This window comes from Pseudomonas sp. B8(2017) (genome assembly GCF_002113575.1).
Classification (GTDB): Bacteria; Pseudomonadota; Gammaproteobacteria; order Pseudomonadales; family Pseudomonadaceae; genus Aquipseudomonas; species Aquipseudomonas putida_Z.
In genome coordinates this window covers 35,569-61,182 of the sequence record NZ_NEIO01000010.1, presented here as the reverse complement: position 1 = coordinate 61,182, position 25,614 = coordinate 35,569, and the positions used below count along the sequence as shown (strand labels likewise).

At 62.0% G+C, this 25,614-nt stretch carries 21 protein-coding genes; 10 read left to right on the top strand and 11 right to left on the bottom strand.

All coding sequences use genetic code 11. The features are described 5' to 3' along the window. The first annotated feature begins 6 nt into the window (after positions 1–6). From CAG22_RS16060 to CAG22_RS16050, 3 genes are read left to right on the top strand one after another with little or no spacing between them, the layout of a single operon-like run. Positions 7–1,659: an acyl-CoA synthetase gene (locus tag CAG22_RS16060; protein ID WP_256582433.1), complete on the top strand. Its 1,653-nt coding sequence runs from the start codon at positions 7–9 to the stop codon at positions 1,657–1,659. 56 nt (positions 1,660–1,715) lie between these two features. Beyond that, complete coding sequence (locus tag CAG22_RS16055; RefSeq protein ID WP_085663869.1) at positions 1,716–2,039, top strand: DUF485 domain-containing protein; 324 nt, start codon at positions 1,716–1,718, stop codon at positions 2,037–2,039. After that, a complete protein-coding gene (locus CAG22_RS16050) occupies positions 2,036–3,694 on the top strand; it encodes a cation acetate symporter (RefSeq protein WP_085705774.1) in 1,659 nt (552 codons plus the stop codon). Before CAG22_RS16055 ends, CAG22_RS16050 begins: the two co-directional genes overlap by 4 nt. A gap of 48 nt (positions 3,695–3,742) precedes the next feature. On the opposite strand, the gene CAG22_RS16045 is transcribed toward CAG22_RS16050, so the two are convergent. The 10 genes from CAG22_RS16045 to CAG22_RS16000 all read right to left on the bottom strand — a co-directional run bounded on the left by CAG22_RS16045 (position 3,743) and on the right by CAG22_RS16000 (position 15,210). Further along, positions 3,743–3,895 carry an amino acid permease gene (locus CAG22_RS16045; RefSeq protein ID WP_085663867.1) on the bottom strand — a complete coding sequence of 51 codons (153 nt, stop codon included), beginning with the start codon at positions 3,893–3,895 and terminating at the stop codon, positions 3,743–3,745. Between the two features lie 68 nt (positions 3,896–3,963). Continuing rightward, on the bottom strand, positions 3,964–4,812 hold the full coding sequence (locus CAG22_RS16040) for an NAD(P)-binding domain-containing protein (RefSeq protein WP_371916858.1): 849 nt from the start codon (positions 4,810–4,812) through the stop codon (positions 3,964–3,966). Positions 4,813–4,930: 118 nt separating this feature from the next. Continuing rightward, positions 4,931–6,310, bottom strand: a complete 1,380-nt coding sequence (locus CAG22_RS16035; protein ID WP_085705772.1) for an aspartate aminotransferase family protein — start codon at positions 6,308–6,310, stop codon at positions 4,931–4,933. 95 nt (positions 6,311–6,405) lie between these two features. Beyond that, complete coding sequence (locus CAG22_RS16030; RefSeq protein ID WP_085663864.1) at positions 6,406–7,659, bottom strand: diaminobutyrate--2-oxoglutarate transaminase; 1,254 nt, start codon at positions 7,657–7,659, stop codon at positions 6,406–6,408. A 46-nt stretch (positions 7,660–7,705) separates the two neighbouring features. After that, positions 7,706–9,130, bottom strand: a complete 1,425-nt coding sequence (locus tag CAG22_RS16025; RefSeq protein WP_085705771.1) for a gamma-aminobutyraldehyde dehydrogenase — start codon at positions 9,128–9,130, stop codon at positions 7,706–7,708. Positions 9,131–9,209: 79 nt separating this feature from the next. After that, positions 9,210–10,541, bottom strand: a complete 1,332-nt coding sequence (locus tag CAG22_RS16020) for an APC family permease (protein ID WP_085705770.1) — start codon at positions 10,539–10,541, stop codon at positions 9,210–9,212. 12 nt (positions 10,542–10,553) lie between these two features. Continuing rightward, complete coding sequence (locus tag CAG22_RS16015; protein ID WP_085663861.1) at positions 10,554–11,711, bottom strand: iron-containing alcohol dehydrogenase; 1,158 nt, start codon at positions 11,709–11,711, stop codon at positions 10,554–10,556. Between the two features lie 219 nt (positions 11,712–11,930). Beyond that, complete coding sequence (locus CAG22_RS16010; protein WP_085663860.1) at positions 11,931–12,806, bottom strand: alpha/beta fold hydrolase; 876 nt, start codon at positions 12,804–12,806, stop codon at positions 11,931–11,933. Further along, positions 12,803–14,329 carry an NAD(P)/FAD-dependent oxidoreductase gene (locus CAG22_RS16005; protein WP_085663859.1) on the bottom strand — a complete coding sequence of 509 codons (1,527 nt, stop codon included), beginning with the start codon at positions 14,327–14,329 and terminating at the stop codon, positions 12,803–12,805. Before CAG22_RS16005 ends, CAG22_RS16010 begins: the two co-directional genes overlap by 4 nt. Before the next feature lie 302 nt (positions 14,330–14,631). Continuing rightward, positions 14,632–15,210, bottom strand: coding sequence for a TetR/AcrR family transcriptional regulator (locus CAG22_RS16000; protein ID WP_085663858.1), 579 nt, complete (start codon positions 15,208–15,210; stop codon positions 14,632–14,634). A gap of 389 nt (positions 15,211–15,599) precedes the next feature. Here CAG22_RS16000 and CAG22_RS15995 point away from each other — a divergent pair, with 389 nt between their 5' ends. The 7 genes from CAG22_RS15995 to CAG22_RS15965 all read left to right on the top strand — a co-directional run bounded on the left by CAG22_RS15995 (position 15,600) and on the right by CAG22_RS15965 (position 24,560). Then, complete coding sequence (locus tag CAG22_RS15995) at positions 15,600–16,487, top strand: phytanoyl-CoA dioxygenase family protein (RefSeq protein WP_085663920.1); 888 nt, start codon at positions 15,600–15,602, stop codon at positions 16,485–16,487. A gap of 71 nt (positions 16,488–16,558) precedes the next feature. Next, positions 16,559–16,774: a hypothetical protein gene (locus CAG22_RS15990; protein ID WP_054905267.1), complete on the top strand. Its 216-nt coding sequence runs from the start codon at positions 16,559–16,561 to the stop codon at positions 16,772–16,774. A 177-nt stretch (positions 16,775–16,951) separates the two neighbouring features. Beyond that, complete coding sequence (locus CAG22_RS15985; RefSeq protein ID WP_139833475.1) at positions 16,952–17,599, top strand: hypothetical protein; 648 nt, start codon at positions 16,952–16,954, stop codon at positions 17,597–17,599. Between the two features lie 505 nt (positions 17,600–18,104). Next, on the top strand, positions 18,105–19,493 hold the full coding sequence (locus CAG22_RS15980; RefSeq protein WP_371858537.1) for a DUF1329 domain-containing protein: 1,389 nt from the start codon (positions 18,105–18,107) through the stop codon (positions 19,491–19,493). Between the two features lie 24 nt (positions 19,494–19,517). Next, on the top strand, positions 19,518–21,164 hold the full coding sequence (locus CAG22_RS15975) for a DUF1302 domain-containing protein (protein ID WP_371916857.1): 1,647 nt from the start codon (positions 19,518–19,520) through the stop codon (positions 21,162–21,164). 8 nt (positions 21,165–21,172) lie between these two features. After that, entirely contained in the window at positions 21,173–23,587 is a 2,415-nt protein-coding gene (locus CAG22_RS15970) for an RND family transporter (protein ID WP_085705767.1), read from the top strand. A gap of 10 nt (positions 23,588–23,597) precedes the next feature. Next, the gene (locus CAG22_RS15965; RefSeq protein ID WP_085663853.1) at positions 23,598–24,560 is read left to right on the top strand and encodes a YCF48-related protein; all 963 of its coding nucleotides are present in this window, start codon (positions 23,598–23,600) and stop codon (positions 24,558–24,560) included. Positions 24,561–24,676: 116 nt separating this feature from the next. Here the strand turns inward: CAG22_RS15965 and CAG22_RS15960 are convergent, their stop codons facing one another. Further along, on the bottom strand, positions 24,677–25,546 hold the full coding sequence (locus CAG22_RS15960) for a phytanoyl-CoA dioxygenase family protein (RefSeq protein WP_085663852.1): 870 nt from the start codon (positions 25,544–25,546) through the stop codon (positions 24,677–24,679). Between the last annotated feature and the right edge of the window lie 68 nt (positions 25,547–25,614).

Sequence of the window (25,614 nt, the reverse complement as noted above, 5' to 3'; positions counted from 1 at the left end):
GCAGTGATGATTCACCCAACCTTCGAGCATGAGCTTGCCCCCAACAACGCCAACCATGTGCCCCTTTCACCCTTGTCGTTCCTCAAGCGCGCCGCCCAGGTGTACCCGCAGCGCGATGCCGTGGTCTATGGCGAGCGGCGCTACAGCTACCAGCAGCTGCACCAGCGCAGCCGGGCCCTGGCCAGTGCGCTGGAACGGGTCGGTGTGCAGCCGGGCGAGCGGGTGGCGATCCTGGCGCCGAATATCCCCGAGATGCTCGAGGCGCACTATGGCGTGCCGGGCGCGGGCGCCGTGCTGGTGTGCATCAATATCCGCCTGGAGGCGCGCAGCATCGCCTTCATCCTGCGCCATTGCGCGGCCAAGGTGCTGATCTGCGACCGTGAGTTCGGTGCGGTGGTACAGCAGGCACTGGCCATGCTCGACACACCGCCATTGCTGGTGGGCATCGACGATGACGCGGCCGAGCCGTGCGAGCTGGCCGATGACCTGGACTACGAGACGTTCCTGGCCCAGGGCGACCCGGCCAGGCCGCTGAGCGCGCCGCAGAACGAATGGCAGTCGATCGCCATCAACTACACCTCCGGCACCACCGGCGACCCCAAGGGGGTGGTGCTGCATCATCGCGGCGCCTACCTCAATGCCTGCGCCGGGGCGCTGATCTTCCAGCTGGGGCCGCGCAGCGTCTACCTGTGGACCTTGCCGATGTTCCACTGCAACGGCTGGAGCCACACATGGGCGGTGACCCTGTCTGGTGGCACCCATGTGTGCCTGCGCAAGGTTCAGCCCGAAGCGATCCATGCGGCGATTGCCGTGCATGGCGTGACCCACTTGAGCGCCGCGCCGGTGGTGATGTCGATGCTGATCCATGCCGAGCACGCCGGCGCGCCAAGCGGGCCGGTAGCGGTGATCACCGGCGGCGCTGCGCCACCCAGCGCGGTGATCGCCGCCATGGAGGCACGCGGCTTCAGCATCACCCACGCCTACGGCATGACCGAAAGCTACGGCCCCAGCACCTTGTGCCTGTGGCAGCCGGGGGTCGACGAACTGCCGCTTGAAGCCCGTGCGCAGTTCATGAGCCGCCAGGGTGTCGCCCACCCGATGCTCGAGGAGGCCACGGTGCTCGATACCGGCACCGGCCGCCCGGTCCCGGCCGACGGCCTTACCCTTGGCGAACTGGTGGTTCGCGGCAACACCGTGATGAAAGGCTACCTGCACAACCCTGAGGCCACCCGGGCCACATTGGCCAATGGCTGGCTGCACACGGGCGACCTGGCCGTGCTGCACCCGGACGGCTACGTGGAAATCAAGGACCGGGCCAAGGACATCATCATTTCCGGCGGCGAGAACATCAGCTCGCTGGAGATCGAAGAAGTGCTCTACCAGCACCCCGAGGTGGTCGAGGCAGCGGTGGTGGCGCGCCCGGATTCGCGCTGGGGGGAGACACCCCATGCGTTCGTCTCCCTGCGCGCCGATGCACGGACCACGGTCACGGAAGGCGACCTGATCCGCTGGTGCCGTGAACGCCTGGCGCATTTCAAGGCGCCGCGACATGTATCCCTCACGGAGTTGCCCAAGACAGCCACCGGCAAGATCCAGAAGTTCGTCCTGCGCGAGTGGGCCCGGCAACAGGAGGCTCAGACCGCCGACGCCGAGCACTGATCGAGCTGCAACACCTGCACACCCCATAACAACAAGTACATTGATCGAGGTGTCCCATGTCCAGCCTGTTATACGCGCATGTTCGCGCCAGCGCCCGGTTCCAGCAACTGGTGACGCGCAGAAACCGTTTTACCCTGATCCTGTTCGTAATGATACTGGCCACATTCTATGGCTACATCGCATTGGTATCGTTCTGGCCCGAGCTGATCGCCACGCGCCTGGCCGAGGGGTCGAACATGACCTTCGGCGTCGCGGCCGGCGCTTTCCTGTTCGTGTTCTTCTGTGCGCTGTCGGCGTTCTATGTGTACCGGGCCAATGGCGAGTTCGACCGCCTGACGCAGGCGCTGGTTGCCGGGCTGGAAGAGGAGCAGGGCGCATGAAGAAACTACTGCTTCTGGCTTTGTTGCTGCACTCCGGCCTGCTGTTGGCATCGCCTGCGCTCGACGCAGGCCAGCGTCAGCCGCTCAACCTGCATGCGATAGGCATGTTCATGGTGTTCGTGCTGTTCACCCTGTGCATCACCTGGTGGGCAGCGCGGCGCACCCGCTCGACGGCGGACTTCTACAGCGCCGGTGGCGGCATCCTGGGCTGGCAGAATGGCCTGGCGCTGGCCGGTGACTACATGTCCGCCTCGACGCTGTTGGGGATCACCGCGCTCATCTACACCTCCGGCATGGACGGCTACATCTACCTCATCGCCTTCTTCGCGGGCTGGCCGGTGTTGCTGCTGTTGATGACCGAGCGGCTACGCAACCTGGGCCGCTTCACCTTCGCCGACATCACCTCGTACCGCCTCGACCAGGGCAAGGTGCGCGCCATGGCCGCCATCGGTTCGCTGACCGTGGTGTGTTTCTACCTGGTGGCGCAGATGGTCGGGGCCGGGCAGTTGATCAGGCTGCTGTTCGGCCTGGACTACCACATCGCCTTGGTGATCGTCGGTGCGCTAATGATGCTGTATGTGACCTTCGGCGGCATGGTGGCGACCACCTGGGTGCAGATCATCAAGGCATTCCTGCTGCTGGTGGGCGGCTCCGTGGTGCTGTTCCTGGCAATGCGCGAATTCGACTTCAGCTATGACACGCTGGTCAGCAAGGCCATGCACACCCATGCCCTGGGCGAGCGTCTGCTGGCGCCCGGCAGCCTGCTGGCCGACCCGTTGACCGCGCTGTCGCTGAGCCTGGGGCTGGTGTTCGGCACCGCCGGGCTGCCGCATATCCTGATGCGCTTCTTCACCGTCAGCGATGCCCGGGAGGCGCGCAAGTCGGTGCTCTATGCCACCGGGTTCATCGGCTACTTCTTCAATGTCATTTTCCTGCTGGGCCTGGCGTCGATCGTGATCGTCAGCCAGCAGCCGCAGTTCTTCGAAGGCGGACAGGTGGGTGGCAAGCTGCTGGGCGGGGGCAACATGGTGGTCATGCACCTGGCCCAGGCCGTAGGCGGCAACCTGCTGCTGGGCTTTTTGTCTGCCGTGACCTTCGCCACCATCCTGGCCGTGGTATCAGGCCTGGCCCTGGCCGGGGCGTCCGCCATCGCCCATGACCTGTATGCGCGGGTGATCATGAAAGGCGCGGCCAGCGAGGCCCAGGAGCTGCGGGTGACCAAGCTGGCGACCCTGGGCCTTGGCCTGGTGGCGATAGCCCTGGGCATCGTGTTCGAAAACATCAACGTGGCCTTCATGGTCGCGCTGGCTTTTGGCATCGCCGCTTCGGCCAACTTCCCGGTGCTGTTCCTGTCGATGTTCTGGTCGGGGCTGACCACCCGTGGCGCGTTGGCCGGTGGCTACGTCGGGTTGGTCAGCGCCATGGGCTTCGTGGTGTTTTCCAAATTGGTGTGGGTGGATGTGTTGCACTTCGCCGAGCCGCTGTTCCCCTATACCCAGCCTGCGCTGTTCTCCATGCCGTTGGCGTTTGCGGTGGCGTATGGCGTTTCCAGGCTTGACCGGACCACGCGGGCCAAGGCGGAGAGGGCGGCCTTCGCCGACCAGTTCGTACGCGGCCAGACCGGCCTCGGTGCCAGCGGTGCGGTCGATCATTGAGTCACAAGCGGCCGCTGGCGGATGAGAGCCTGCGGCCGCGCTCCCTCCTTAGTACCCCCTGAAGACCTCGCCGATGCTGGTGATCGGATGCCCCATGTGCTGCGCCGCCGCTCGGTTGACGAGGGACGGCCTGGGGGCAAGCAGGGCACTCAGGAAAATGGCCAGCGTCAAGACGGCCAGCAGAAAACCAAATCGGCGCATAGGAACCTCCAGCGACATTTTTGTAGTTGTTGTCTTCGGGGTCGATCCGAGAAGCCTGTAGAGCACAGCTATTCCTTTGCGTCTTTCTCGCAGGCGAACACCTGGGTGGCGGCCACGATGTCCTGGTCGCCATAACCCATCGATTCCGCGCGCTGCACGACCTGGCACACCGCGTCGAAGACCGGCGTCCAGGCCCCTTGTACCTGCAGGGACTGGGCAATGTGCGCGAAGGCGTGCGCATGCACATCGAGCCTCGCCTGATTGCCTGCGAAGTCCTGTGTTTCGAGTCGGCGTGTCGCTTCCTCCAGGGCGTCGGCGACGAAAAAGCGTGAGGTGTCGAGCAGGAGCCTGGCCGTCTTCGAAACCGGCAGGCCAAACCGCTCGCCCGCGCCCACGGCCTCGAAGAACGCAACCATCGCGGCAAACGCATGGGCGTGAAGCACGGTCGCAAAGGCCAGTGCTTCGTCCCAGGGAAGGAACACCGTATGCCCGGCGAGCCCTTCAAGCAGCGCCCTGTTCTGCTCGAAGGCTTCACGATCACCGGTATGAATGCTGTGGCTCTCGCGATGGCCGACGTTGCGCGGGTAGGCCACGATCATCCCTTTGACGTAATCGCCGCCTGCCCGGTTGACGAGGCCCTGAAGCGCCAGGCCCTCGTCCTGGGCGTTGGTGGTGTAGTCGACGATCGTGCGATTGGCCAGTGCATGCATCACACCTGGCATCCCGAGCACCTCGTGGGTCGCGTGGTCGTCCAGGAGCACGAAGATCGTGGCAGGGCTTGCGACCAGCGCGGCTTCGGCGCTGTCGCACAGGTGAGCGCCGGCGGCGACGAGCGCCGCGGCCTTGGCGGGTGAGCGGTTCCAGACCGCCACGCGTTTGCCTTGCTTGAGCAACGCGTGCGCCATGATCGTTCCCATGGCACCGAGCCCGACCACGGACACATCGAACTCGAAGCTTTCATCATTATTTTGTTCGCGCACGGCCAAAGCCTCCTGATTGTTGTTTGACGTGATGCCCCACGGGGGAGCCTTTTGCTCACAGCAGGTTCTGCGATCGCGCCCAGCCCGTCGCGTCAGCCAACGTGCGCTCGAAGGCGCTGAAGATCGCTTCGGTATCGTCCTGCGTGGTGATCAACGGCGGGCAGAACGCGATCGTGTCGTAGATGGCGCGAATGATCAGGCCGTGCTTGTGGGCCTGTTTGAACACGTAGCCACCCAGTGCACCTGGTTGGGCGAACGGTTGGCCGGTGGCCTTGTCCGCGACCAGTTCGATCCCGCCCATCAGCCCGACGCCTCGGACGTTGCCCACCAGCGGGTGGTCTTCGAACGCGCGCAGGTGGCGCTGGAACACAGGGGCCAGGTGCTGCACATGGCCAACCAGGTCGCGCTCTTCGATGATGCGGATGTTTTCCAGCGCAACCGCGGTGGCGACAGGGTGGCCCGTGCAGGTCAGGCCGTGGGCGAATGCGCCCAGGCGCTGGCTCTGGCTCACCAGCACATCGTTGATGGCATCGGACACCACCACGGCCGCCAGCGGCTGGTAGGACGAGGTGAGTTGCTTGGAGAGCACCATGATGTCGGGCTGGATGTCGTACAGCTGAGCCCCGAACATCGTGCCCAGCCTGCCGAAACCGGTGACGATCTCATCGATCACCACGAGGATGTCGTAGCGCTTGCACACGGCCTGGATCGCCGCCCAGTAGCCGGTGGGAGGAGGGATCACGCCGCCCGCTGCGATCACCGGTTCGCCGATGAAGGCGGCAATGGTTTCCGGCCCTTGCGCGAGGATGTAGCGCTCCAGTTCGTTCGCCAGGCGGGCCGAAAAGGCTTCCTGCGTTTCTCCAGGCCGGGCAAACCGGTAGAAGTTCGGGCACGTCAGGTGATGAACCGGGATGGCCGGCAGGTCGAAGTCGCGATGAATCGGGGGGATGCCGGTCAGGCTCCCGGCGGCGACGGTGGCGCCGTGGTAGGCCTGCTGGCGAGAGATGAACGTCTTCTTGTGCGGTTTGCCCAGCGCGTTGTTCACGTACCAGACCATCTTCACCATCGAGTCGTTGGCTTCGGAGCCTGAGTTGGTGAAGAACACGTGGTTCAGGTCGCCCGGCGCCAGCTCGGCCAGCTTGGCGGCGAGCGCTGCCGCCGGGGCATTGGTCTTGTGGCTGAAGCTGTGGTAGTAGGGCAGTTGCCTGAACTGTTCGACGGCGGCGTCGACCAGGCGCTGTTCACTGAAGCCCAAGGCAACGCTCCACAGCCCCGACATCGCCTCGATGTAGGCGTTGCCTTGCTCATCGAAGACCCGCACGCCATCGCCGCCGGCGATCACGAAGGGCCCGACTTCCTGGTGCTGCGCCAGGTTGGTGTTGGGGTGGATGAATGAAGCCAGGTCATTCTGGGCGGTTGAAGTGACGTTGCTCATTGACGTGATTTCCTGCCACGGTGGTTGTCCACTGCATGCGATGAGCCTGCGTACGGCACCTGTATCGATACGGGCCGCACGACAGGCCCGTGCAGTTACTGGCTCAGCGCTGCCGCGACCGATTCACCGAAGGCTTTCAGGCCTTCTTCGAGCTGGTCGGTCGGGGTGTTCACCGGTGGCATCAGCTTGATGATTTCGCCGTTCGGGCCGCAGCGGTCGACCAGCACACCCGCCTGCAGCACACGCTGCTGGGCATCCTTGGCGAAGGCGACGTTGCCGCGGCCGAAGTCGATGCCGGCGATCATGCCGCGACAGCGCGCGGAGGCGACGCCTGGAATTTCCGCGAAACCGGCCACCGCGCGCTCCATGGCTGCGCAGTTGGTGGCCAGCAACTTCAGGAACGACTCGTCGCGCCAATAGCCGAACGCAATCTGGGCCGTCAGGAACGCCAGCTGGTTGCCGCGGAAGGTGCCGATGTGATCGCCCGGTTGCCATACATCCAGCCCGGCGCGAATCAATACGATCGCCATCGGCAGGCCGAAGCCGCCGATCGATTTGGCGCAGGTGATCAGGTCTGGCACCACCCCGGAGCGCTCGAAGCCGAAGAAGTCGCCGGTGCGCCCACAGCCGGCCTGGATCTCGTCGCAGATGAGCAACACGCCATGATCGCTGGTCCACTTGCGCAAGCGTTGCAGCCATGCGTTGGAGGCCGGGTAGACGCCGGCCTGGATCTGCACGGACTCGACGATCACCGCGGCCGGCAGCTCCGAGCCGCTGCCCTGGTCGTTGGCCAGGCGCTCGAGGAAGCCAATGCTGTCGAATTCGCCGTAGGGGCTGTCTTCGTATGGCACGAACACCACGTCGGTGGAAAGCCCAGGGCCACGGCGAGTGCGGTTGCCGGTGACGGCCAGGGCGCCGGCGGTCATGCCGTGGTAAGCCCCGTAGAACGAGACGACCTTGGTGCGCCCTGTCGCCTTGCGCGCCAGCTTCAACGCCGCCTCGACGGCGTCGGCACCGGTCGGGCCGGTGAACTGCACCTTGTAGTCCCAGCCGCGTGGCTTGAACAGGTCGCGCTCGATCGCCTCGAGGAACTGGCGCTTGGTGGTGGTGTGCAGGTCGAGGGCGTGGGTCACGCCGTTGGACGACAGGTACGCGATCAAGGCATCGCGCATGCGCGGGTCGTTGTGGCCATAGTTCAGGGCGCCGGCGCCAGCGAAGAAGTCCAGGTATTCGCGGCCATCTTCACCTCGGATCTTGCTGCCTTGGGCGGTATCGAACACCAGTGGCAGGTCACGGCAGTACATCCGCACGTTGGACTCGAGCCTTTCGAACGTCTCGATGTTGTTCATGCAAACCTCTTGAAAAAATGATCTGGGCTATCGGGGTGGTGGGCGGTCAGTGCTTGAACATCACGTGGCGAACCACCGTGTAGTCTTCCAGCCCGTACATCGACAGGTCCTTGCCGTAGCCGGACAGCTTCACGCCGCCATGGGGCATTTCGCTCACCAGCATGAAATGGGTGTTGACCCAGGTGCAGCCGTATTGCAGGCGAGCGGCCAGGCGATGGGCGCGACCCACATCGGCGGTCCACACCGACGAGGCCAGGCCGTAGTCCGACTCATTGGCCCATGCCAGTGCCTGGGCTTCGTCTTCGAATGACGAAACCGTCACCACCGGACCGAAGATTTCACGGCACACCACCTCGTCCTGCTGCGTGGCGCCGGCCAGGACCGTCGGCTCGAAGAAGAAGCCGCCACCCGCAGCGCGCTTGCCGCCGGTGACCACCTCGATGTGAGGCAGCTCCTTGGCACGGTTGACGAAGCCCTCGACACGTTCCAGGTGCTCTTGGGTGATCAGCGGGCCCATCTCGGTCGCCGGGTCATCCTGAAGCCCGCACTTGATGCTGGACACGGCTTCGCCGAGCTTGCGCACGAACTCCGGGTACACCGCCTTCTGCACATAGAGGCGGCAGGCGGCGGTGCAGTCCTGGCCGGCGTTGTAGAAGCCGAAGGCGCGGATGCCTTCGACGGCGGCGTCGATGTCGGCATCGTCGAAGATCAACACCGGCGCCTTGCCACCGAGCTCCATGTGCATGCGTTTGACGCTGTCGGCGGTGCCTTCGATGATGCTGCTGCCGGTGCGCACGGAGCCGGTCAGCGACACCATGCGCACCTGGGCGTGGCTGGTGAGCGGCTCACCCACCGAGGCGCCGCGGCCGTGGACGATATTGACCACGCCGGCGGGGAAGATGTCGGCGAGCAACTCGCCCAGTTTCAAGGTGCTCATCGGCGTGTGTTCCGACGGCTTGAGCACGACGGTGTTGCCGCCGGCCAAGGCCGGGCCCAGTTTCCAGGCCGCCATCAGCAGGGGGTAGTTCCACGGCGCGATGGAGGCGACCACGCCCACCGGGTCGCGGCGGATCATCGAGGTGTGCCCCGGGATGTACTCGCCCGCCGCCGAGCCCTGCAGGCAGCGCACGGCGCCGGCAAAGAAGCGGAACACGTCGGATACGGCAGGCAGTTCGTCCTGCAGCACGGCGGTGAACGGCTTGCCGCAGTTGTCCGCCTCCAGACGGGCGAACACCGGCGCCTGGGCATCGATGCTGTCCGCGAGCTTGAGCAGCAGTGCCGCGCGGTCCTTGGGCGGCGTTTGCGACCAGGCGTCGAAGGCCGCATCGGCGCTTTGCACCGCGGCATGGACCTGGGCGCGGCTGGCTTCGGTGGTCTGTACCAGGACGCTGCCCAGGGATGGGTTGTACACGTCGAGGTTTTCGCCTTCGCCGGCCACCAGGGCACCGTTGATCAGGAGTTTGGTTTGCATGTCGATTCTCGCCATTGAACGGCAAGGCGAGGGCCTTGCCTTGTGGTTGTCGTCAGGGCATTCGATTGGAAGGTGGCCGCTACGCCAGCGCGTCGGGCACCGGGTTGCGGAAGAAACTGGTCCGGCAGGCGAGGTAAACCGCGCCTAGGGCGAGCCAGATACAGCCCATGATCAGTGCGTCTTTATCCAGGCTGGCCAGCATCCAGCCGGCCGTGACCAGGCCGATGAGTGGAAAGAGCACGCCGCGCAGCAGGCCAGCGCCGTCCTTGACCTGTGCGTCGAAGGTGAGCCGCAACGCGCAGAGGTTGACGGCGGTGAAGGCGAGAAACGCGCCGAAGTTGACCAGCGACGTCGCGGTGGCGATCGTCAGGCCAAAGCCCGCGGTGCCGAAAATGCCGCAGAGCAGGATGTTGAAGACCGGGGTCTTGTAGCGAGGGTGCAAGGCCCCGAACAGCTTGCGCGGCAGTTGGTTGTCCCGGCCCAGGGCGTACAGCAGCCGGCCCACGCTGGCCTGGAACGACATGCCCGCGGCGAAGTGGGCGATGATGATCCCCGCCAGGACCACGGCGAAGAACAGGTCGCCGCCGATCATGCGGGCGATCTCGAAGGCGGCCCCATCCACGAACTCGAAGGTGGGGGAGGGGTGCGCCAGGTACATGAAGTACGAGGAGCCGACGTAGACCGAGCCGCCGATCAAGGCGACCAGCAGGATGGCACGCGGCAGCGTGCGACCCGGGTCGCGGGTTTCCTCGCTGAGCGTGGACAGCGCGTCAAAGCCCAGGAACGAGTACGCGGCAATGGCGGCGCCGGCCATGCTGGTGGCGAAGGGCACGTCCTGGTTGAAGAACGGCTTGGCCGACAGCAGCCCGCCTGGGCCGTTTACTGCCACGATGTAACGCACGCACAGGCTGATGAACACGACGATGATCGCCAGTTGCGCGACCATCAACAGCACGTTGAAGCGGTTGGCGACCTGGATGCCCAAAACATTCAGCAGCGAGGTGGACACGATGAACCCGGTGATCCACACCCACTGCGGCACCTCTGGAAAGGCCATGTTGAGGTAGCTGGCGCCAAGCAGCCAGATCAGCATCGGAATGAAGAAGTAATCCAGCAGGGCGGCCCAGCCCACCATGAAGCCAAGGTTCGCGCTCAGCATCTTGCGGGTATAGGTGTAGGCCGAACCGGCTACCGGGAACACCCTGACCAGCCGGCCATAGCTCAACGCCGTGAACACCACGCCGGTCGCTGCGATCAGGTAGGCCATCGCCGTGGTGTTGCCACTGGCCTGCGAGATCACGCCATAGGTGCCGAAGACGATCAACGGGGCAAGGAACGCCAGGCCGAACAGCAGGACCGAAAACGGGCCCAGGGTGCGCTTCAGCGAAGCGCTGGGGGGTGATTCGCTCATGACTGACATCCCTCACGCTACGAAGTGGTAAGCGGTGGCGACGATTTCACGGTAGGTTTCCACGGTCATTTCCTTGGCATTGCTGCCATCGGAGAAGTTCTTCTTCGACTTTTCAGCGATGGCCAGGAAGTCTTCCTCGCGCACGCCTTTCACCTCGGCGAAGCGGGGGATGCCCAGGTCCCTGCTCATCTGGAACAGGTAGCCGACGGCGGCCTCGGCGGCCTCGGCCGGCGAAAGGTTGGGGTCGATACCCAGCGCGTAGGCGACTTGCGCGTGGCGGATGATGTCGGCGTCACGGTTATGGCCGAACACGAAGGGCAGGAAGATCGCGTTGCCCATGCCGTGTGGCGTGTCGTACATGCCACCGATGGCTTCGGAAATGCAGTGCACGCTGGCGACGTCCGCGTTGCCGAAGGCCATGCCGGCGATCAGGCTGGCCACCAGCATCTGCTCGCGGGCGTGCAGGTTGCCGGGTTCCAGCACGGCGGGCTTGAGGTGTTGGCTGATCAGGCGGATGGCATGCAGCGCCAGGCCGTCGCTGATGGGGTTCGACACGCGGCAGGTGTAGGCTTCGATGGCGTGGGTCAGGGCATCCATGCCGGTTGCGGCGGCAATCGACGCGGGCAGCGTGTCGAGGATATGAGAGTCAAGCAAGGCCAGGACTGGCCCGAGTCGGTAATCATGCACGCTCATCTTGTAATGACGGGCGGTGTCGGTGATCACCGAGAAGCAGGTTACTTCGCTGCCGGTGCCAGCCGTGGTCGGAATGGCAACGATAGGCGGGATGGCATGGGTGAGCGTGAACGACCCTTCGTAGTCCTCGATCCGACCCTCATGGCTGAGCAGCACGCTGATGGCCTTGGCTGCATCCATAGCACTGCCACCGCCGATGGCTAGCAAGCCATCGATACCTTTGCCGCGGTATCGCTGCGCGATCTGATTGACGTCCTCGCTGCGCGGATTGGCCTTGATGTCCGACACTTCCTCGAAGGCGATGCCTGCCTTCTCCAGGCTGGCGTAGACGCTGTCCAGCAGGCCCGCCGCCTTGACCCCAGGATCGGTCACGATGAGCACGCGGGCCAGGCCAAGTGAGTGCAGGTGTTCACCGGTGCGCTCGCGCAGACCAGGTTCCATCACGACTTTGCTGGGGAGTAAAAACTTGAAGTCCATACGTACCTCTTGCTCAATTGTTGTCATTGTTGAAAGGGCAGTAGAGGAGCACTTGCGCCAGGCCGTGGATAACAGCTCGAGCGGGTGATGTGTGGCCTGGCAATTCGCACAAGCCAGCATTTTGTTGTTGTGGGTTTTGCTTGAAGCTGTGGTCAAAGGCCTCCTTCGGGGGGAAAAAGAGGGGCGGCCAAGCTGCACGCCCCTGAAAGGGTGATCGCGCTACAGCATGTGTCCTGCCAGCAGGGACAGCAGCGTGCCGGACAGGCAAGGCGGGAAGTCGTGCCCCATCCCGGGCAGCAGCACCAGGCTGGAACCACGGATAGCTGCGGCTGTGGCGTACCCGCCGCTGGGCGCGACCATGAGATCTTCATCGCCATGGATGACCAGGGTGCGGCAACGAATCCGTTGCAGTTCCTGGGTGCGGTCGCCGGAATTGATGATCGCGCCGATCTGCCTGGCCGTGCAGATGTTGCTGGCCTCGCCACCGCCTCGCTCCCAGGCCAACAGGGCATAGTCACGGAAGGCGGGCTCATTCCACTCCAGGGTCGAGCCGATCAGGCGCATGATGTCCAGGTAGTCGCGAACGCTTTCCTGCTCGCTGCGCGGCGGGCGGCGCAGCAGCTGCCGAATGGATTTCAACGCCGGCTGGCCGACGCGCAGCGATCCGGTGGTCGAGAAGATCGAGGTGAGCGTCCTGATACGCTCGGGGTAACGGGCAGCGAGGGTCTGGGCGATCATGCCGCCCATCGACATGCCCACCACGTGCGCCGTTGCCAGGTTCAGGCCGTTCATGAGCCCGATCACGTCGTTGGCCATGTCACCCAGGTCATAGCCGGGGGTGCGCTTGCGCAAGAACTGCTGCATGGCCGTGGGAGGCACTACGTCGGTGAAGAACGACCGGCCCGAGTCGCGGTTGTCCAGCGTGATGACCCGAAACCCCCGCTCGACCAGGCCGGCGATGATCGGTTGCGGCCAGTAGGTCAATTGCAGCCCCAGGCCGACGATGAGCATCACCGCTGGCGCTGTTTCGGACCCGTGGCTGCGATAGCAAAGGGGGCGCTCGCCAGGCAGTTCGCAGAAGCGATCGGGGCTCATCCGCGGCTACCCTGTTGTTGCAGCTCGACGTTCGCGCGCAGGGGCGTGCTGGGTACGGAGGAGAACGCCAGGCACTTGTCAGCCACAGCGCCGCGGCGCAGGAGTTTGGTATCGCGGAAGTAGTCCATCGACATCACCCAGGGCTCGCTTGGCCCTTGGCGCGGAATGCTGTCCAAGGCGCGTTGCACATAACCGGCACCGAAATCCAGCAGAGGGCGGGTCTGGATCCCGTCTGGCGCCCGGGGTTCGCAAACGTTGTAGCCGTGGTTGTCCATGAAACCCAGCAGGCGACAGAAGTGATCGCACAGCAGGCACACTTTCAGGGTCCAGGAGGAGTTGGTGTAGCCCACCGCGAACGCGAAGTTGGGTACACCGGATAGCATAGTTCCTTTGTAGGCGAGAGTGTCGCTCAGCACCACTGGCTTATCGTCCTTGTACAGACTGATCCCCCCGAACATCTGCACATTCAGCCCCGTGGCGGTAATTACGATGTCAGCTTCCAACGCCTTGCCGGATTTCAGCAACAGGCCGGATTCGGTGAACCGCTCGATATGGTCGGTGACGATGTCGGCCTTACCCGCGCTGATCGCCTTGAACAGATCGCCTTCAGGTACCGTGCACAAGCGCTGGTCCCAAGGGTTGTAGGGCGGATTGAAATGGACGTCGACCGGGTAGCCTTTCGGCAGCTCCTTGCGCGTCAGCCACAGCAGCAGTTTGCGGGAAAGCTTGGGGAAGCGCTGGCAGAAGGCCCAGAAGGCCAGGGTGATCCTGGCGTTCTTGTAGCGTGTCAGAGAGTAAGCGGTTTGCTCGGGCAGGACCTTGCGCAGAAACGCCGCAATCGCATCATTGGCTGGTTGGTTGATGATGTAGGAGGGCGTACGCTGCAGCATGGTGATGCTGGCAACTTTGTCCGCCATCGCCGGAATCAGGGTCACTGCCGTCGCGCCGCTGCCGATCACTACGACACGTTTGCCCGTGTAATCCAGGTTCTCTGGCCAGTGTTGCGGATGAACGATCTGCCCCTTGAACTGTTCGGCTCCCTCGAAGCGGGGACTGAATCCTTGGTCGTACCTGTAATAGCCGCCCGCGCTGAACAGCCAGCGACATTCGATTGTGCGGGCCTGCCCCAGGTGACCGTCCTCCACCCGCACCGCCCACAAGCCCTTGTCCGTTTGCCAGTTCGCCGAGATGACTTTCTGCTTGTACTGGATCAAGGACTCCAGCTCATGCTCGTCGATCGCTTCACGCAGGTACTCGAGAATGTCTGCGGCGTCCGCCAGGGATTTCGCCTTGGTCCAGGGCTTGAAGTCGAAGCCGAAGGTGTACAGGTCGGAGTCCGAGCGGATGCCGGGATAGCGGAACAGGTCCCAGGTGCCGCCCATTCGCTCACGAGACTCGAGAATCGTGAAGGTCTTGTGAGGCTGATGGCGTCGCAAATAGGCCGCCGCGCCGATGCCAGACACACCGGCTCCCATGATCAATATATCGAGTGGCTCAACCGGAAGAGCAGTGTGCGAGGACATAGGGCTTCCCATTATTGTTTTTTAGGACTGATCTTTTGACTTGATCATTTGACCATGATGAGGCGACAGATTACCTGGGGCAAGGTGCAAAATGCACCGAGAAGCTATTTTTTTGGGACGATTTGAACCTGGTGGGATTGGGGTAGGGGTTATTACGCGTCGGACGACTCCAGGTTTTGGCGTCGTTATGACAGGGCGGTATGTGGGTTTGGGTGGGAAGAGGCGACAGTCCGTTTGTCTGTCAGACCCTATGGATACCGGATTGCCGTGTCACACCGGACCACGGCAATCTGAATGACGTCTCAGTAGCTGGCCACCAGCAGCTTAACCGCCTGGCAAGCCGTTTCTGTCTCAGCCTCCAGGCGTTCGAGGTTGCCGTGGGCGGTCCAGGAGAGAAGCAAACCATCGAAAAGGTTGATGAGCAGCCGACTGACTGTGGTGAGTGCGGCCTGATCCAGCGCATCGCCGGTCGCCTTCTGGATGGCCTGTCGGGTGGCTTCGATGGAAACGGTATAGATCTTCGCTGCCATTTCCGGGTCATTGCGCAGGTTCCAGAAGAACAGCTCGAACTGGGTTATGGCCCGTTCGGGGTGTGCGATGAACCACTTGACCAACTGGCGCAGCATTTCCCCTACCGATTCGGCGGGGAGAGCGTTTGCCGGAGCCTGCAGCGATTGCTGCGGCATGTTGATCAAGGACTCGTAGACCGCATAGAACAAGTCTTCCTTGGTGTGAAAAACGTAATGCAGCGAGGCCAGCGGCGAATCTGCCGCTGCAGCAATGCGCCGCGTCGTGGCGTTGGCTATGCCGTGTTCTGCGATCACCTTGATGGTCGCTTCAATGAAATCCTGTCTGCGTTCTTCCGCGCCTATCCGAGCCATTCAGCGTTCTCCCCTTTTGGCCTTGCGCCAACCGCCGGGTCCGGCGTCGGCGGTGACGAATGCTATCGCAAAGTCATGGCCCAATCCATGAGATGAGTCGATGCAACCCTTTCCGTCTGCGGTCTTGCCGTCGGTTTGTGGCCATTGCCCAGAGGCAGATGCTGACTGCCGTACCTCACCGAGGCCGGGGCAGTGGCGAGGTTGTAAAAAAAATCAGATCAAATGACTTGATCAAATGACTATATTCAATAATCATGGCAATGCCGAGCAGATCATTACGGGCTTCGGCAGCGGCATAAAAGGTTGCTGTGGTGGTTGCGCCGGTGGGACGAGGCGGTTGCCTGGGCTCGCTGGATAGAACAATGAAAAACCGGACAGGTAGAAGGCAGATGGATACACAAAAACTCTCGACGGTCAGCAGTGATGCGTCGGTGGAACAAGTGGTGGAAATCATTCGGCGTGACGGCGGGGTCATCATTGCTAATTTCGTCTCGCCAGAGACGCTCAAGTGCCTCACCGAAGAGCTGGACACCTACTTGAATGTCACGCCCTGCGGAGAAGACCCCTATTTCGCAGGCATGCAGACCCGTCGTATCGGTCGTATCATCGGGCGAAGCGATACAGCGGTGGAGGTGGCACTAAACCCGTTGTTCATCGGCGCGGCCAGGCAGATCTTGCAGACACCGACCCATGTCTGGGTGGGCAGCGACCGCATCGAGATGGCACCTGACATTCAACTCAGCATTACCCAGGCCATTCAGATCGGCCCGGGCCAAGGCCTCCAGCCCCTGCACCGCGACGATGCCACCTCGCTGTGGCGACATCCCCAGTTCGGGCGCGAGGCCCGCCTGCAGATCATGCTGGCCATCTCGGACTTCACCGAAGAGAACGGTGCCACGCGCGTTATTCCAGGCAGTCATCAATGGGATGACGAGCGCGGGCCGACCCAGGAAGAAACCATCGCCGCCGAGATGAAAGCAGGCTCTGCGCTGTTGTGGCTGGGGTCGGTCTATCACGGCGGTGGCGCCAATACCACAGCGTCTCCTCGTACTGGTCTGACCATGGCCTACGACTTGGCCATCCTGCGCCTCGAAGAAAATCACTTCCTTTCCATTCCCATTGAACGGGTTCGCCAGCTCCCCGCAGAAATGCAACGCCTGCTGGGCTGGAGTGTGAGCTCCACGCTGCTGGGCTGGGTGGAAATTGATGGCCAGATGCGAGACCCACAAGAGCTCTTGGGCATGCCTGCGTTTTCCGAGGCGGGAAAAGGCTTCTGAGCCCCTGAGTTTGCACAGCCTGCTGCGTATTGAATTTCTGCCCTTTTGGGCGCAACCAAGGAGATGACACCATGGCGTTCTCAATCGACTCAAAAGTTGGCGAGCTGCTGGATAACAGCACTACGAGCCAGATCCTTGAAAAGCACCTGCCCGGTATCGGTAAACACCCACAAATTGGCATGGCCCGTGGCTTTGCCTTAGTGACGGCGGCGAAATATTCTGGCGGGTTTATTTCTCAGGAAACGCTGAATAAAATCGACAGCGACCTGAGGTCTCTGGTCGACTAATCACGGCCATGCTGACCTGCTCGTATAACTTTAGTTGCCGGTGCAGGTCAAATAATTCAGCCCGTATTTCCCCGCTGATCGGGTTTGCAATAGTCGTCCGATTGGCTGCCGATTTCGACGTGCAGTGTGATGTCGATCCTCAGATTGAGAGAGGCTGTTCTCGTGGAACTGATAGAAGTGAGTATCCTGGGCTCATGTATATTGCTAATCATCTGTGGTCTGTATTATGGGGCGGCATTCCTCGGGCGAAGAAATTATCTGCTCGGCGGAGAGTTTTTGATTGTCGGGATATCCGCGACGAATTTCGCGATCTTCCTCGTTACGGGCTGGCTGGAAAATTATAACGTTGCCATATTCCTCGATGCTTTTTCCCGGGGCGTTGGAATTCCTGTTATTGCAACGCTTGGCTTGATGGCGGTAACGCACGATTACAAACCGTCCCCGGTGAATGACATTGTGTTGTTCCTGGCTGGCTTTACGGTTGCAGCCATTTACTTCATGTCGAGTTCATTCAAGCAGTTCCTGCCTTATTTTTATATGGTGATGTGGCTGGCGTACACAGCGTACCTGGCCTATTTCATTTGGCGACTGGTTTGTGCCAGAGAGCTTCTGCATGCGCTGGCTACCACCTTGGGCGGTGTGGCGGGGCTAACGATAGCATTCCGGTATGACTTCTTTCCGATTCCGGGTGACGACTCAAAGATGGTATTCATGACCTTTGCTTTCTTGACTTGGTCGTACTCGATTGTGCAATCGTTCTATGCCTATGGTGCACTTCAGCGTTCTAGAAGTGCCCCAGTTGAGGCGTTACTCAATGCTCGTTGAATTGAGCGGCGCAGGTGCGCCGTTATGCCGCCAATTTCTTGATTCGAAGTAACTCCATGTCGGGCCATAGGCCCGCTTCTTTACCGCCTCCAGGGGCGGTTTTTTTATGGGTAATTGATTCATTTCCATGATTGGGTTTTCAATGGAAATATTTAAGGCTTGCTCAAAGTAAACGGCAGCTTGCGATGGGTAAGTATAACTAGCAATGCATCATGGTTGGGCATGCGCTGGTAACACATGTTTCTTTACTTCCCATTAAGGTGCAGGCATCTGATGAACATAGATCGCCACTGTCGACTAAACACCTGATTTATCTAACTTAATCATTCCACGAGACTTCTGGCATATGGATTGCTTTCTGATCATTTGACATGGTCAATTGATTATGTCAAATGATCAGCCTGCGATAGGTGCCCATTTCCGTGTGGATGGTCGGGTAGCCGGTCCAGGCCCTTTGTTCGAGGAGCCTCCAATGAAAGAAGTATCTACAGGGCAGAAAGACGACATGTCCGCCCGCTGTATTTTCAGGCATCTGCTGGTCACCCTCGCGGTATCGACCGCGATGTGCTCGGTACAGGCCGCACCCCAGGGGGCGGGGGAGCTGGGTTCGAAGCTGACGCCACTGGGCGGTGAGGTGGCCGCTAGTTCAAGCGGGGATATTCCGGCCTGGACTGCTCCGGGGCCGCAAGGGGGGGGCTGGAGCTATGGCCAGGTGCGGGGGGACCACTGGAAGTTCAAGGATGACAAACCCCTCTACAGCATCGACTCGAACAGCGTGACGCAGTATACGAGCAAGCTGTCCCCCGGCCAGCTCGAACTGTTCAAGAAGATTCCGGGCTATCGCATGGACGTCTACCCGACCCGCCGCACCTGTGGCGTACCGGACTTCGTGGCGGATAACACGCGGCAGAACATTGGCTTCGCCAAGCTCGACTCCACAGGGGTTGCCCTCGAGGACGCCCATGTGCCAGGCATCCCGTTCCCTCTGCCCAGTACCGGCGCAGAGGTGATGTGGAACATGAAGATGCGCTATCGCGGCCTTGGTGTCGAAATTCCCAAAAGCATTTCAGGCATTTCACCGCGCAAGGGCGGGGAGTGGTTACGTCAGTCGTCAGACACCTTTTTCTTTACGCCCTGGGGAAAGAAAGGCAGTGCACTTTTTTCGTCCATTGGCCGCTTGGAAAACGCCACGTTCTCCAGTTACCGGGAGCCAGCGGCGCTGGCCGGCCAGGCTGGTGTGCAGACGACTGTAGCAGGCGAGCAGGCCAGCACCTTCTACTATTTCCCCGGCCAGCGTCGGGTGAGGCGCATGCCATCGTATTCCTACGACGCTCCGCAGATCGGGCTGGACAACCAGTACACCGTCGATGAGGCGAACGTGTTCTTCGGAGCCATGGACCGCTTCGATTGGAAACTGATCGGCAAGCAGGAGCTGCTGGTGCCGTACAACGCCTTTGGCGCCTATGACACCGCAGCCAAGGTGGAAAGCTTCGCTGGCGACGATTCCATCGCGCCACAGTCGCGCCGCTACGAACTGCATCGTGTCTGGGTCGTCGAGGCCAATGTTCGCCAGGGCATGCGCCACCAGGCACCCAAGCGCCTGTTCTACATCGACGAGGACAGCTGGAACCCGTTGCTGGCCGTTGACTATGACAAGCAAGGGCAGATTTGGAAGGTGCGTGAAGGGTTCTCGATCCCCGTCTACGAGATCGGCGCGTGCGACGTGCAGGCCCAGGTCCAGTACAACCTCGCCGATCATCGTTACCTGTTCGACATGACCTCGATCGGCGCGGGCAAGAACGATATTCGCTGGCTCACCGAAGACAGTGGCAACCCTCGCCTGAAACGCGACTTCTTCACCTCCGACAACCTGCGAGCCATCAGCGAGCGCTAAACCGACGCCAGATCGAGAGCCCACATGAAAAAAATAATTACGAAAGCATCAGGCCTTGTCATCGTGTGCGCAACCCCACTGGCAATGGGGTTCACATTTGAAACCGAAACCCTCAATGGCTCCTTCGACTCCACGATCACCGCAGGCATGGGCCTGCGTACCGAGTCACGGGCCTGCAACCTGATCAACCAGGGGCCGACCGGGCACAACGTGCCCTCCGGCTGCCTGGCGCAGAGTTCCGGCGTGGCGGACCAGGGCGACCTGAACTACGACCGCGGCGACATGTTCACCAACTACCTCAAGGGTACCCATGAGCTGTTGCTGAAGATGCCCGAGGAATTCACCTTCATGGCGCGCGGGACCTGGATCCGCGACTTCGCTGCCACCGATACCACCGGCACGCTGTCGTTCAACACCCCAGAGAGCGTCGGCAGCAACGGGCTGAGTGACGACGCCCGCGACGACCTCGCCTTCAAGGCTCGCCTGCTGGACCTGTGGGTGAGCAAAGGCTTCGACATGGGCGGGCAGCGGGTCCGTGCGCGCCTGGGCAACCAGGTGATCAACTGGGGCGAAAGCCTGTTCGTGGCCGGTGGCATCAACAACACCAACGCCTACGACTACCAGGCCTTGGCGCGCCCCGGCGTGCAGCTCAAGGAGGCCGTGCTGCCCGCGCCGATGCTCAGTGTCGCTTCGGGCCTTGGCTCGGGTGTTAACGTCGAGACCTACTATCAGTTCCGCTGGAACAAGAGCGAGTTGCCGCCGGTGGGCAGCTACTGGTCCACCAACAACGCGCTGGGCGAGGGCAGGGGGGACTACGGGTTCTCCGAGAAGGACGCCCGCGACAGCGGCCAGTGGGGCCTTTCGCTGCGCTGGCAACCGGAGGACAGCGACATAAACTACGGCTTCTACGTGATGCGTTATCACGACAAGTTGCCGTCATTGCGCGTCGCCATTCTTGACCCGGACACCTTCGCCGCTGCCCCCACCTGGGAATACCAGGAAGACCGAATGATGTATGGCATCAGTGCCAACATGCCGATCGGTGACTGGGCCGTCGGTACGGAGCTTTCGTACCGGCCGAAGGACTCGGTCATGCTCAACCCGGTCATCGACCTGTGCTCCAGCAATGGCGGCAAATGCTGGAAGGACGAAAAGAAGTTCCAGTGGCACCTCACCGGCCTGTACAGCTTCACGCCTTCCAACTCCCCGACGCTGCTCGACTTCACCGGAGCCAGCACGGGCACCTTGTTGTCCGAGCTTGTGGTCATCAAATACCCAGGGCTGCATGACGAGGTCAATGGCGAGCCACTCGCTGCGGGGCTCAATACCTGGCAGTTGGACCCTGCGACAGCGCCCAAGCCCCGTGGCGACAAGACGTCCTCTGGCATCAACCTGGACTTCAGCCTGACCTATGACGGCACCTTGCTGCCGGGCTGGCAGGTCACGCCAGGTGTATTCTATTCGCGCTCGCTAGGGGGCAGGACGCCGAACCTGAGTGCGACCTTCACCGAGGACGCGAGCAGCATGAACCTGTATCTGAACTTCGTGCGAAACCCGGCCAGTTGGCAGATCTCCCTCAACTACGCAAAGTTTATGGGCGGCGACACGCCCTACGACCAGCTTTATCGTGACCGCGACTATGTCGGCGTTGCGATTTCCCGCACCTTGTGAGGCCCGCCGTGAACGGTTCTGTAAAGTTATCCGAAGCTCCGGCACCTGGCCTGCTGTCACGTGTCGAGGGTGTGTTGTTCGGGCATCGTCGTCTGGTGCTGGCGACCCTGGCGGTGTTCACGCTGATCATGGGCTGGTTCGCCGTGCAACTGCGTATGGATGCAGGCTTCGAAAAGCAATTGCCGGTAGGCCACGAATACATCAAGACATTCGAGGCCTACCGCAACGACCTGCTGGGAGCGAACCGGCTGACCATCGTGGTCAAGGCCCGACAGGGCGATATCTGGAGCGCCCCGGGCCTGAAACGGCTGTATGACGTCACCCAGGCGGTGACCTTCCTCCCGGGGGTTTCCCGCAGCAGCGTGCGTTCGTTGTGGACGCCCAATGCCTTCGTCAACGAAATCACCGAAGAAGGTTTTCGCGCTGACCCACTGGTACCAGGAACGGTTTCGCCCGAGCACCTGGATGACCAGGTCATCGCGACGATCGCCAGCTCCACCGCCCAGGGTGGTTTCATCGGCACGCTGGTTTCCCGGGATCAGAGCAGTGCGATGATCACGGTGGAACTCAACGAATACGACACCAATGGCGCGCACCTTGACTATGTGGCGTTCAACCACAGGCTGGAGAAAGAGATCCGCCAGCAATTCGAGGATGGCGATTTCGAAATCCAGATCATCGGTTTCGCCAAGCAGATCGGTGATATTGCTGACGGGGCTTCAGCCGTGCTGGAGTTCTGTCTGCTGGCGTTGCTGCTGACGGCGGGGGCGGTGTACTGGTATTGCCACTCGCTGCGCTTCACGCTGCTGGCGCTGGTCTGTTCATTGGCCTCTCTGGTGTGGCAGTTCGGTAGCCTGCGCCTGTTGGGGTACGGGCTCGACCCGTTGGCGGTGCTGGTGCCCTTCCTGGTATTCGCCATCGGGGTGTCCCATGGCGTGCAACAAATCAACTTCATCGTCCGCGAGATCGCCATCGGCAAGAGCGCCGAAGCGGCGGCGCGTTCGAGCTTCACGGGGTTGCTGATCCCCGGGACGCTGGCGCTGGTGACCGCGCTGGTTTCCTTCGTGACGCTGCTGTTGATCCCGATCCCGATGGTGCGGGAGCTGGCGATCACGGCCTCGCTTGGCGTGGCCTACAAGATCATCACCAACCTGGTGATGTTGCCGTTGATGGCGTCGTTACTGCGTGTCGATGACAAGTACGCCGCTGCCCAGGAAGCCTCCCGGCAGCGCCGGACCCGCTGGCTGCGTGGCATGGCCCGGCTCGCCGAGCCGCGCAGGGCACAATGGGTGCTTGGCGTTGCCTTGGTGGTATTCCTGGTGGCGATCTGGCAAAGCCATGACCGTGTCGTTGGCACGCTGCAGGCGGGCGCGCCGGAATTGCGCGAGGACGCCCGCTTCAATCGCGATGCGGTCTCCATCGCCGGCAACTACGACATTGGCCTGGACTGGCTCAGCGTGGTGTTCGAAATCAACAAGGAGCCCTCTGGCGAAGACAGCCAGGTGGCCTGCGAGGATGTTGCCCTAGGCCAGTACCAGGATCGCTTCGTGTGGGCTATGCAGGGGGTGCCCGGTGTCCTGTCGGTAGCGTCGTTCTCCAGCAACATGCGCCAGTTCAATGAGGGCTACAACGAAGGCAACCCGAAGATGGCAGCGGTGCCCATTGACCCGATGAACTACGCCGCCCTGGCTACCGAGGTTGCGCGCACGCCCGGGCTGATGCGCACCGACTGCAGCATGTCCGCAGTGCACCTGTACCTGGCCGATCACAAAGCCACCACGATCAACCGGGTAGTGGATGCCGCCAAGGCATTCCGCAGCGAGTACCCCCTGCCAGGCATCTCGGTGCGCCTCGCTTCGGGCAACGCCGGGGTGCTGGCAGCCATCAACGAAGAAGTGGAAAAAAGCGAAACACCCATGCTGCTTTACGTCTATGCCGCCATCGCATTGCTGGTGTTCGTGGTGTATCGCGACTTGCGGGCAGTCCTGGTGTGTTGCCTGCCGCTGACCATCGGCACCTTCATTGGCTACTGGTTCATGAAGGAGCTGCAGATCGGACTGACCATCGCCACCTTGCCGGTGATGGTGCTGGCGGTGGGCATTGGCGTCGATTACGCCTTCTACATCTACAACCGTCTGCAACTGCACCTGGCTCATGGGCAGTCGATTACCAAGGCCGTGGAATACGCGCTGCTCGAAGTGGGTGTCGCCACTATTTTCACCGCCATCACCCTGGCCGTGGGCGTGGCCACCTGGGCCTTCTCGGAACTCAAGTTCCAGGCCGACATGGGCAAGCTGCTGGCCTTCATGTTCATCGTCAACATGGTCATGGCCATGACCGTGCTGCCGGCCTTCGCCGTGTGGCTGGAGCGGGTATTCCCACGTAAGCGCCCCTTGCGCATGATCGGCGCGCTGGTGCACTGAGGAGAGAAGCATGAAGTTCAGGGTTTCATTCACCGCAGCCTTGCTCGCAGCAGCAGTGCCGCTGATGTCTATTCAGGCCGCGCCGTTGCAGGCCGTACCGGCCGTACAGGCGAGCCATGCCACGCAGGCCACCATGCTGGCCGCCGGTTGGGCGGGGGCGCGCATGGTGGCCGTGGGCGACCACGGTGTCGTGCTGTTATCCGACGATCAAGGCATGCAGTGGCGCCAGGCGAGGTCGGTACCGTTGTCCACGCCATTGACGGGCGTGTCTTTCGTGGATGCCAAACGCGGCTGGGCGGTTGGCCACTGGGGCGCGATCCTGGCCACCACCGATGGCGGGGAGTCCTGGCAGGTCCAGCGACTGGTCACCGAAGAAGACCGGCCACTGTTCGCGGTGCACTTCTTCAATACCCGGCAGGGTGTTGCGGTAGGCCTCTGGTCGTTGGTGCTAACGACCGAGGATGGGGGGCTGACGTGGGCTGAGCAGGCGGTGCAAGCGCCGCCCGAGGCCAAACGGGCCGACCTCAACCTGATGGGGTTGTTTACCGACAGCCGCGGCACGCTGTACGCCACCGCCGAGCATGGGCGGGTGCTGCATTCCGAAGACCAGGGGAAGAACTGGCATTACCTGGATACCGGCTACGAAGGCACCCTGTGGTCTGGCGCGGTACTGGCCGATGGGCGTCTGCTACTGGGTGGCCAGCGCGGCACCCTGTTGCAGGGTTCAGCGGACGGCAAGGGCTTTCGCCGAGTGCCAACGCAAAGCAAGGGCTCTTTCACTAGCGTAGCGGTAGCGGGCTCTCGTGTGTTGGCGGTCGGGCTGGATGGGCTGAGCGTGCAGAGCAGCGATGGCGGGCACAGTTTTCAGGAAACGCAGACCGCTGATGGCCTTTCACTGACGGCGGCGTTGTTCAACGCCGAGGGTGTACCTGTCTTGTTTTCACGCCGTGGGGTAATGCCCTACCAGGAGTGAAGGGCCGGCCACTCGCTCAGAGGCCAGGCATCGCAAACCGATGCCTTGCCTGTTTCCTTGCCTGGGCGTTTGGGTGGTCGTGGCACCTTCAGGCCCAGCCAAGTCAACGCTGGACGCTAGAGCTGAAGGTAATCCGCCAGGTCTGCGTAGTTATGCTGCCAGAGGCCAGGGCTGCCATTGGGGTATTGGGAGCGGAAACCGAGGATCTTCTGAACCCGTGGAGAAAGCGTGCGCACCAGCTCGAGCGGCACGATCAACGGGTAGGCTTCTTCAGGCGTGATGATCGAAGCCTGCATCGGGATGGTCAGACCGCGACGGTAATGGTCGGCGGTCACGTTGGCCCCGCCACCGTGAACGACCTTGCCGCCGAACAGCACGGCATCCCCGGCTTTTAGCAGGGCTGGAATCGTCATCTCTGGGGTTCCGACATCGTCGAAGTCATCCCAGTCCTGGCTCCCCGGAATCAAACGCGTGGCGCCGTTTTCCTCGGTGAAATCGGTCAGCGCCAGCATCAGGTTGGTGATGGCGCGTGGCGCATGTTTGTTCATGGCCACGAACGGATGGTACTGCATCATGTCACGGTGCAGCATTTGCGCTTTGTTGCCTGGGCCGATCTCGATCAACTGGGCCGTGGTCAGCCACCAGTCACCGCACTCCGGGGCGTAGAGCACGTTCCCCAGTTCGTGAAAGAGGTCGTCATCTAGGATTTCCTCGCGAAAGGTCTTGCTGTGGGTGACGAGGTTGGTAAGCCGTTTGGTCTGATGGCCATGGAACTCGGCGATCAGCTCGTGCTCGTGCCTGGAGCCGGCATCGAGCGCGGCCAGGGGGGCGTCGAGTTCGTTGTTGATCCGTACGACTTGTTCTGGGGTCATGAAGTTGCGGATGATGACCGCACCTGCCTGGTCGTTCAGCAGCGCAATCTCTTGCGCGGAAGTCGAGCGGGTTACCACGGGCAGGCTTGGCATGGAGTCGCGAGCGGCTGACATTGAGAACACTCCAGATTGAAAGGAACGGTTGGCGGAAGCGGGTCGACGCTCAATCGAGGGGCATCAGG

Excerpts from the sequence above, each read along its gene's own strand:
- CAG22_RS16000 (WP_085663858.1), bottom strand. The coding sequence starts at position 15,210 with ATGGCTCGGATAGGCGCGGAAGAACGCAGACAGGATTTCATTGAAGCG.
- CAG22_RS16010 (WP_085663860.1), bottom strand. The coding sequence starts at position 12,806 with ATGAGCCCCGATCGCTTCTGCGAACTGCCTGGCGAGCGCCCCCTTTGC.
- CAG22_RS16015 (WP_085663861.1), bottom strand. The coding sequence starts at position 11,711 with ATGGACTTCAAGTTTTTACTCCCCAGCAAAGTCGTGATGGAACCTGGT.
- CAG22_RS16040 (WP_371916858.1), bottom strand. The coding sequence starts at position 4,812 with ATGGGAACGATCATGGCGCACGCGTTGCTCAAGCAAGGCAAACGCGTG.
- CAG22_RS16045 (WP_085663867.1), bottom strand. The coding sequence starts at position 3,895 with ATGCGCCGATTTGGTTTTCTGCTGGCCGTCTTGACGCTGGCCATTTTC.
- CAG22_RS16050 (WP_085705774.1), top strand. The coding sequence starts at position 2,036 with ATGAAGAAACTACTGCTTCTGGCTTTGTTGCTGCACTCCGGCCTGCTG.
- CAG22_RS16060 (WP_256582433.1), top strand. The coding sequence starts at position 7 with ATGATTCACCCAACCTTCGAGCATGAGCTTGCCCCCAACAACGCCAAC.
- CAG22_RS15990 (WP_054905267.1), top strand. The coding sequence starts at position 16,559 with ATGGCGTTCTCAATCGACTCAAAAGTTGGCGAGCTGCTGGATAACAGC.
- CAG22_RS15975 (WP_371916857.1), top strand. The coding sequence starts at position 19,518 with ATGAAAAAAATAATTACGAAAGCATCAGGCCTTGTCATCGTGTGCGCA.
- CAG22_RS16005 (WP_085663859.1), bottom strand. The coding sequence starts at position 14,329 with ATGTCCTCGCACACTGCTCTTCCGGTTGAGCCACTCGATATATTGATC.
- CAG22_RS15960 (WP_085663852.1), bottom strand. The coding sequence starts at position 25,546 with ATGTCAGCCGCTCGCGACTCCATGCCAAGCCTGCCCGTGGTAACCCGC.
- CAG22_RS16030 (WP_085663864.1), bottom strand. The coding sequence starts at position 7,659 with ATGAACAACATCGAGACGTTCGAAAGGCTCGAGTCCAACGTGCGGATG.
- CAG22_RS16020 (WP_085705770.1), bottom strand. The coding sequence starts at position 10,541 with ATGAGCGAATCACCCCCCAGCGCTTCGCTGAAGCGCACCCTGGGCCCG.
- CAG22_RS16055 (WP_085663869.1), top strand. The coding sequence starts at position 1,716 with ATGTCCAGCCTGTTATACGCGCATGTTCGCGCCAGCGCCCGGTTCCAG.
- CAG22_RS16025 (WP_085705771.1), bottom strand. The coding sequence starts at position 9,130 with ATGCAAACCAAACTCCTGATCAACGGTGCCCTGGTGGCCGGCGAAGGC.
- CAG22_RS16035 (WP_085705772.1), bottom strand. The coding sequence starts at position 6,310 with ATGAGCAACGTCACTTCAACCGCCCAGAATGACCTGGCTTCATTCATC.
- CAG22_RS15980 (WP_371858537.1), top strand. The coding sequence starts at position 18,105 with ATGTCCGCCCGCTGTATTTTCAGGCATCTGCTGGTCACCCTCGCGGTA.
- CAG22_RS15965 (WP_085663853.1), top strand. The coding sequence starts at position 23,598 with ATGAAGTTCAGGGTTTCATTCACCGCAGCCTTGCTCGCAGCAGCAGTG.
- CAG22_RS15995 (WP_085663920.1), top strand. The coding sequence starts at position 15,600 with ATGGATACACAAAAACTCTCGACGGTCAGCAGTGATGCGTCGGTGGAA.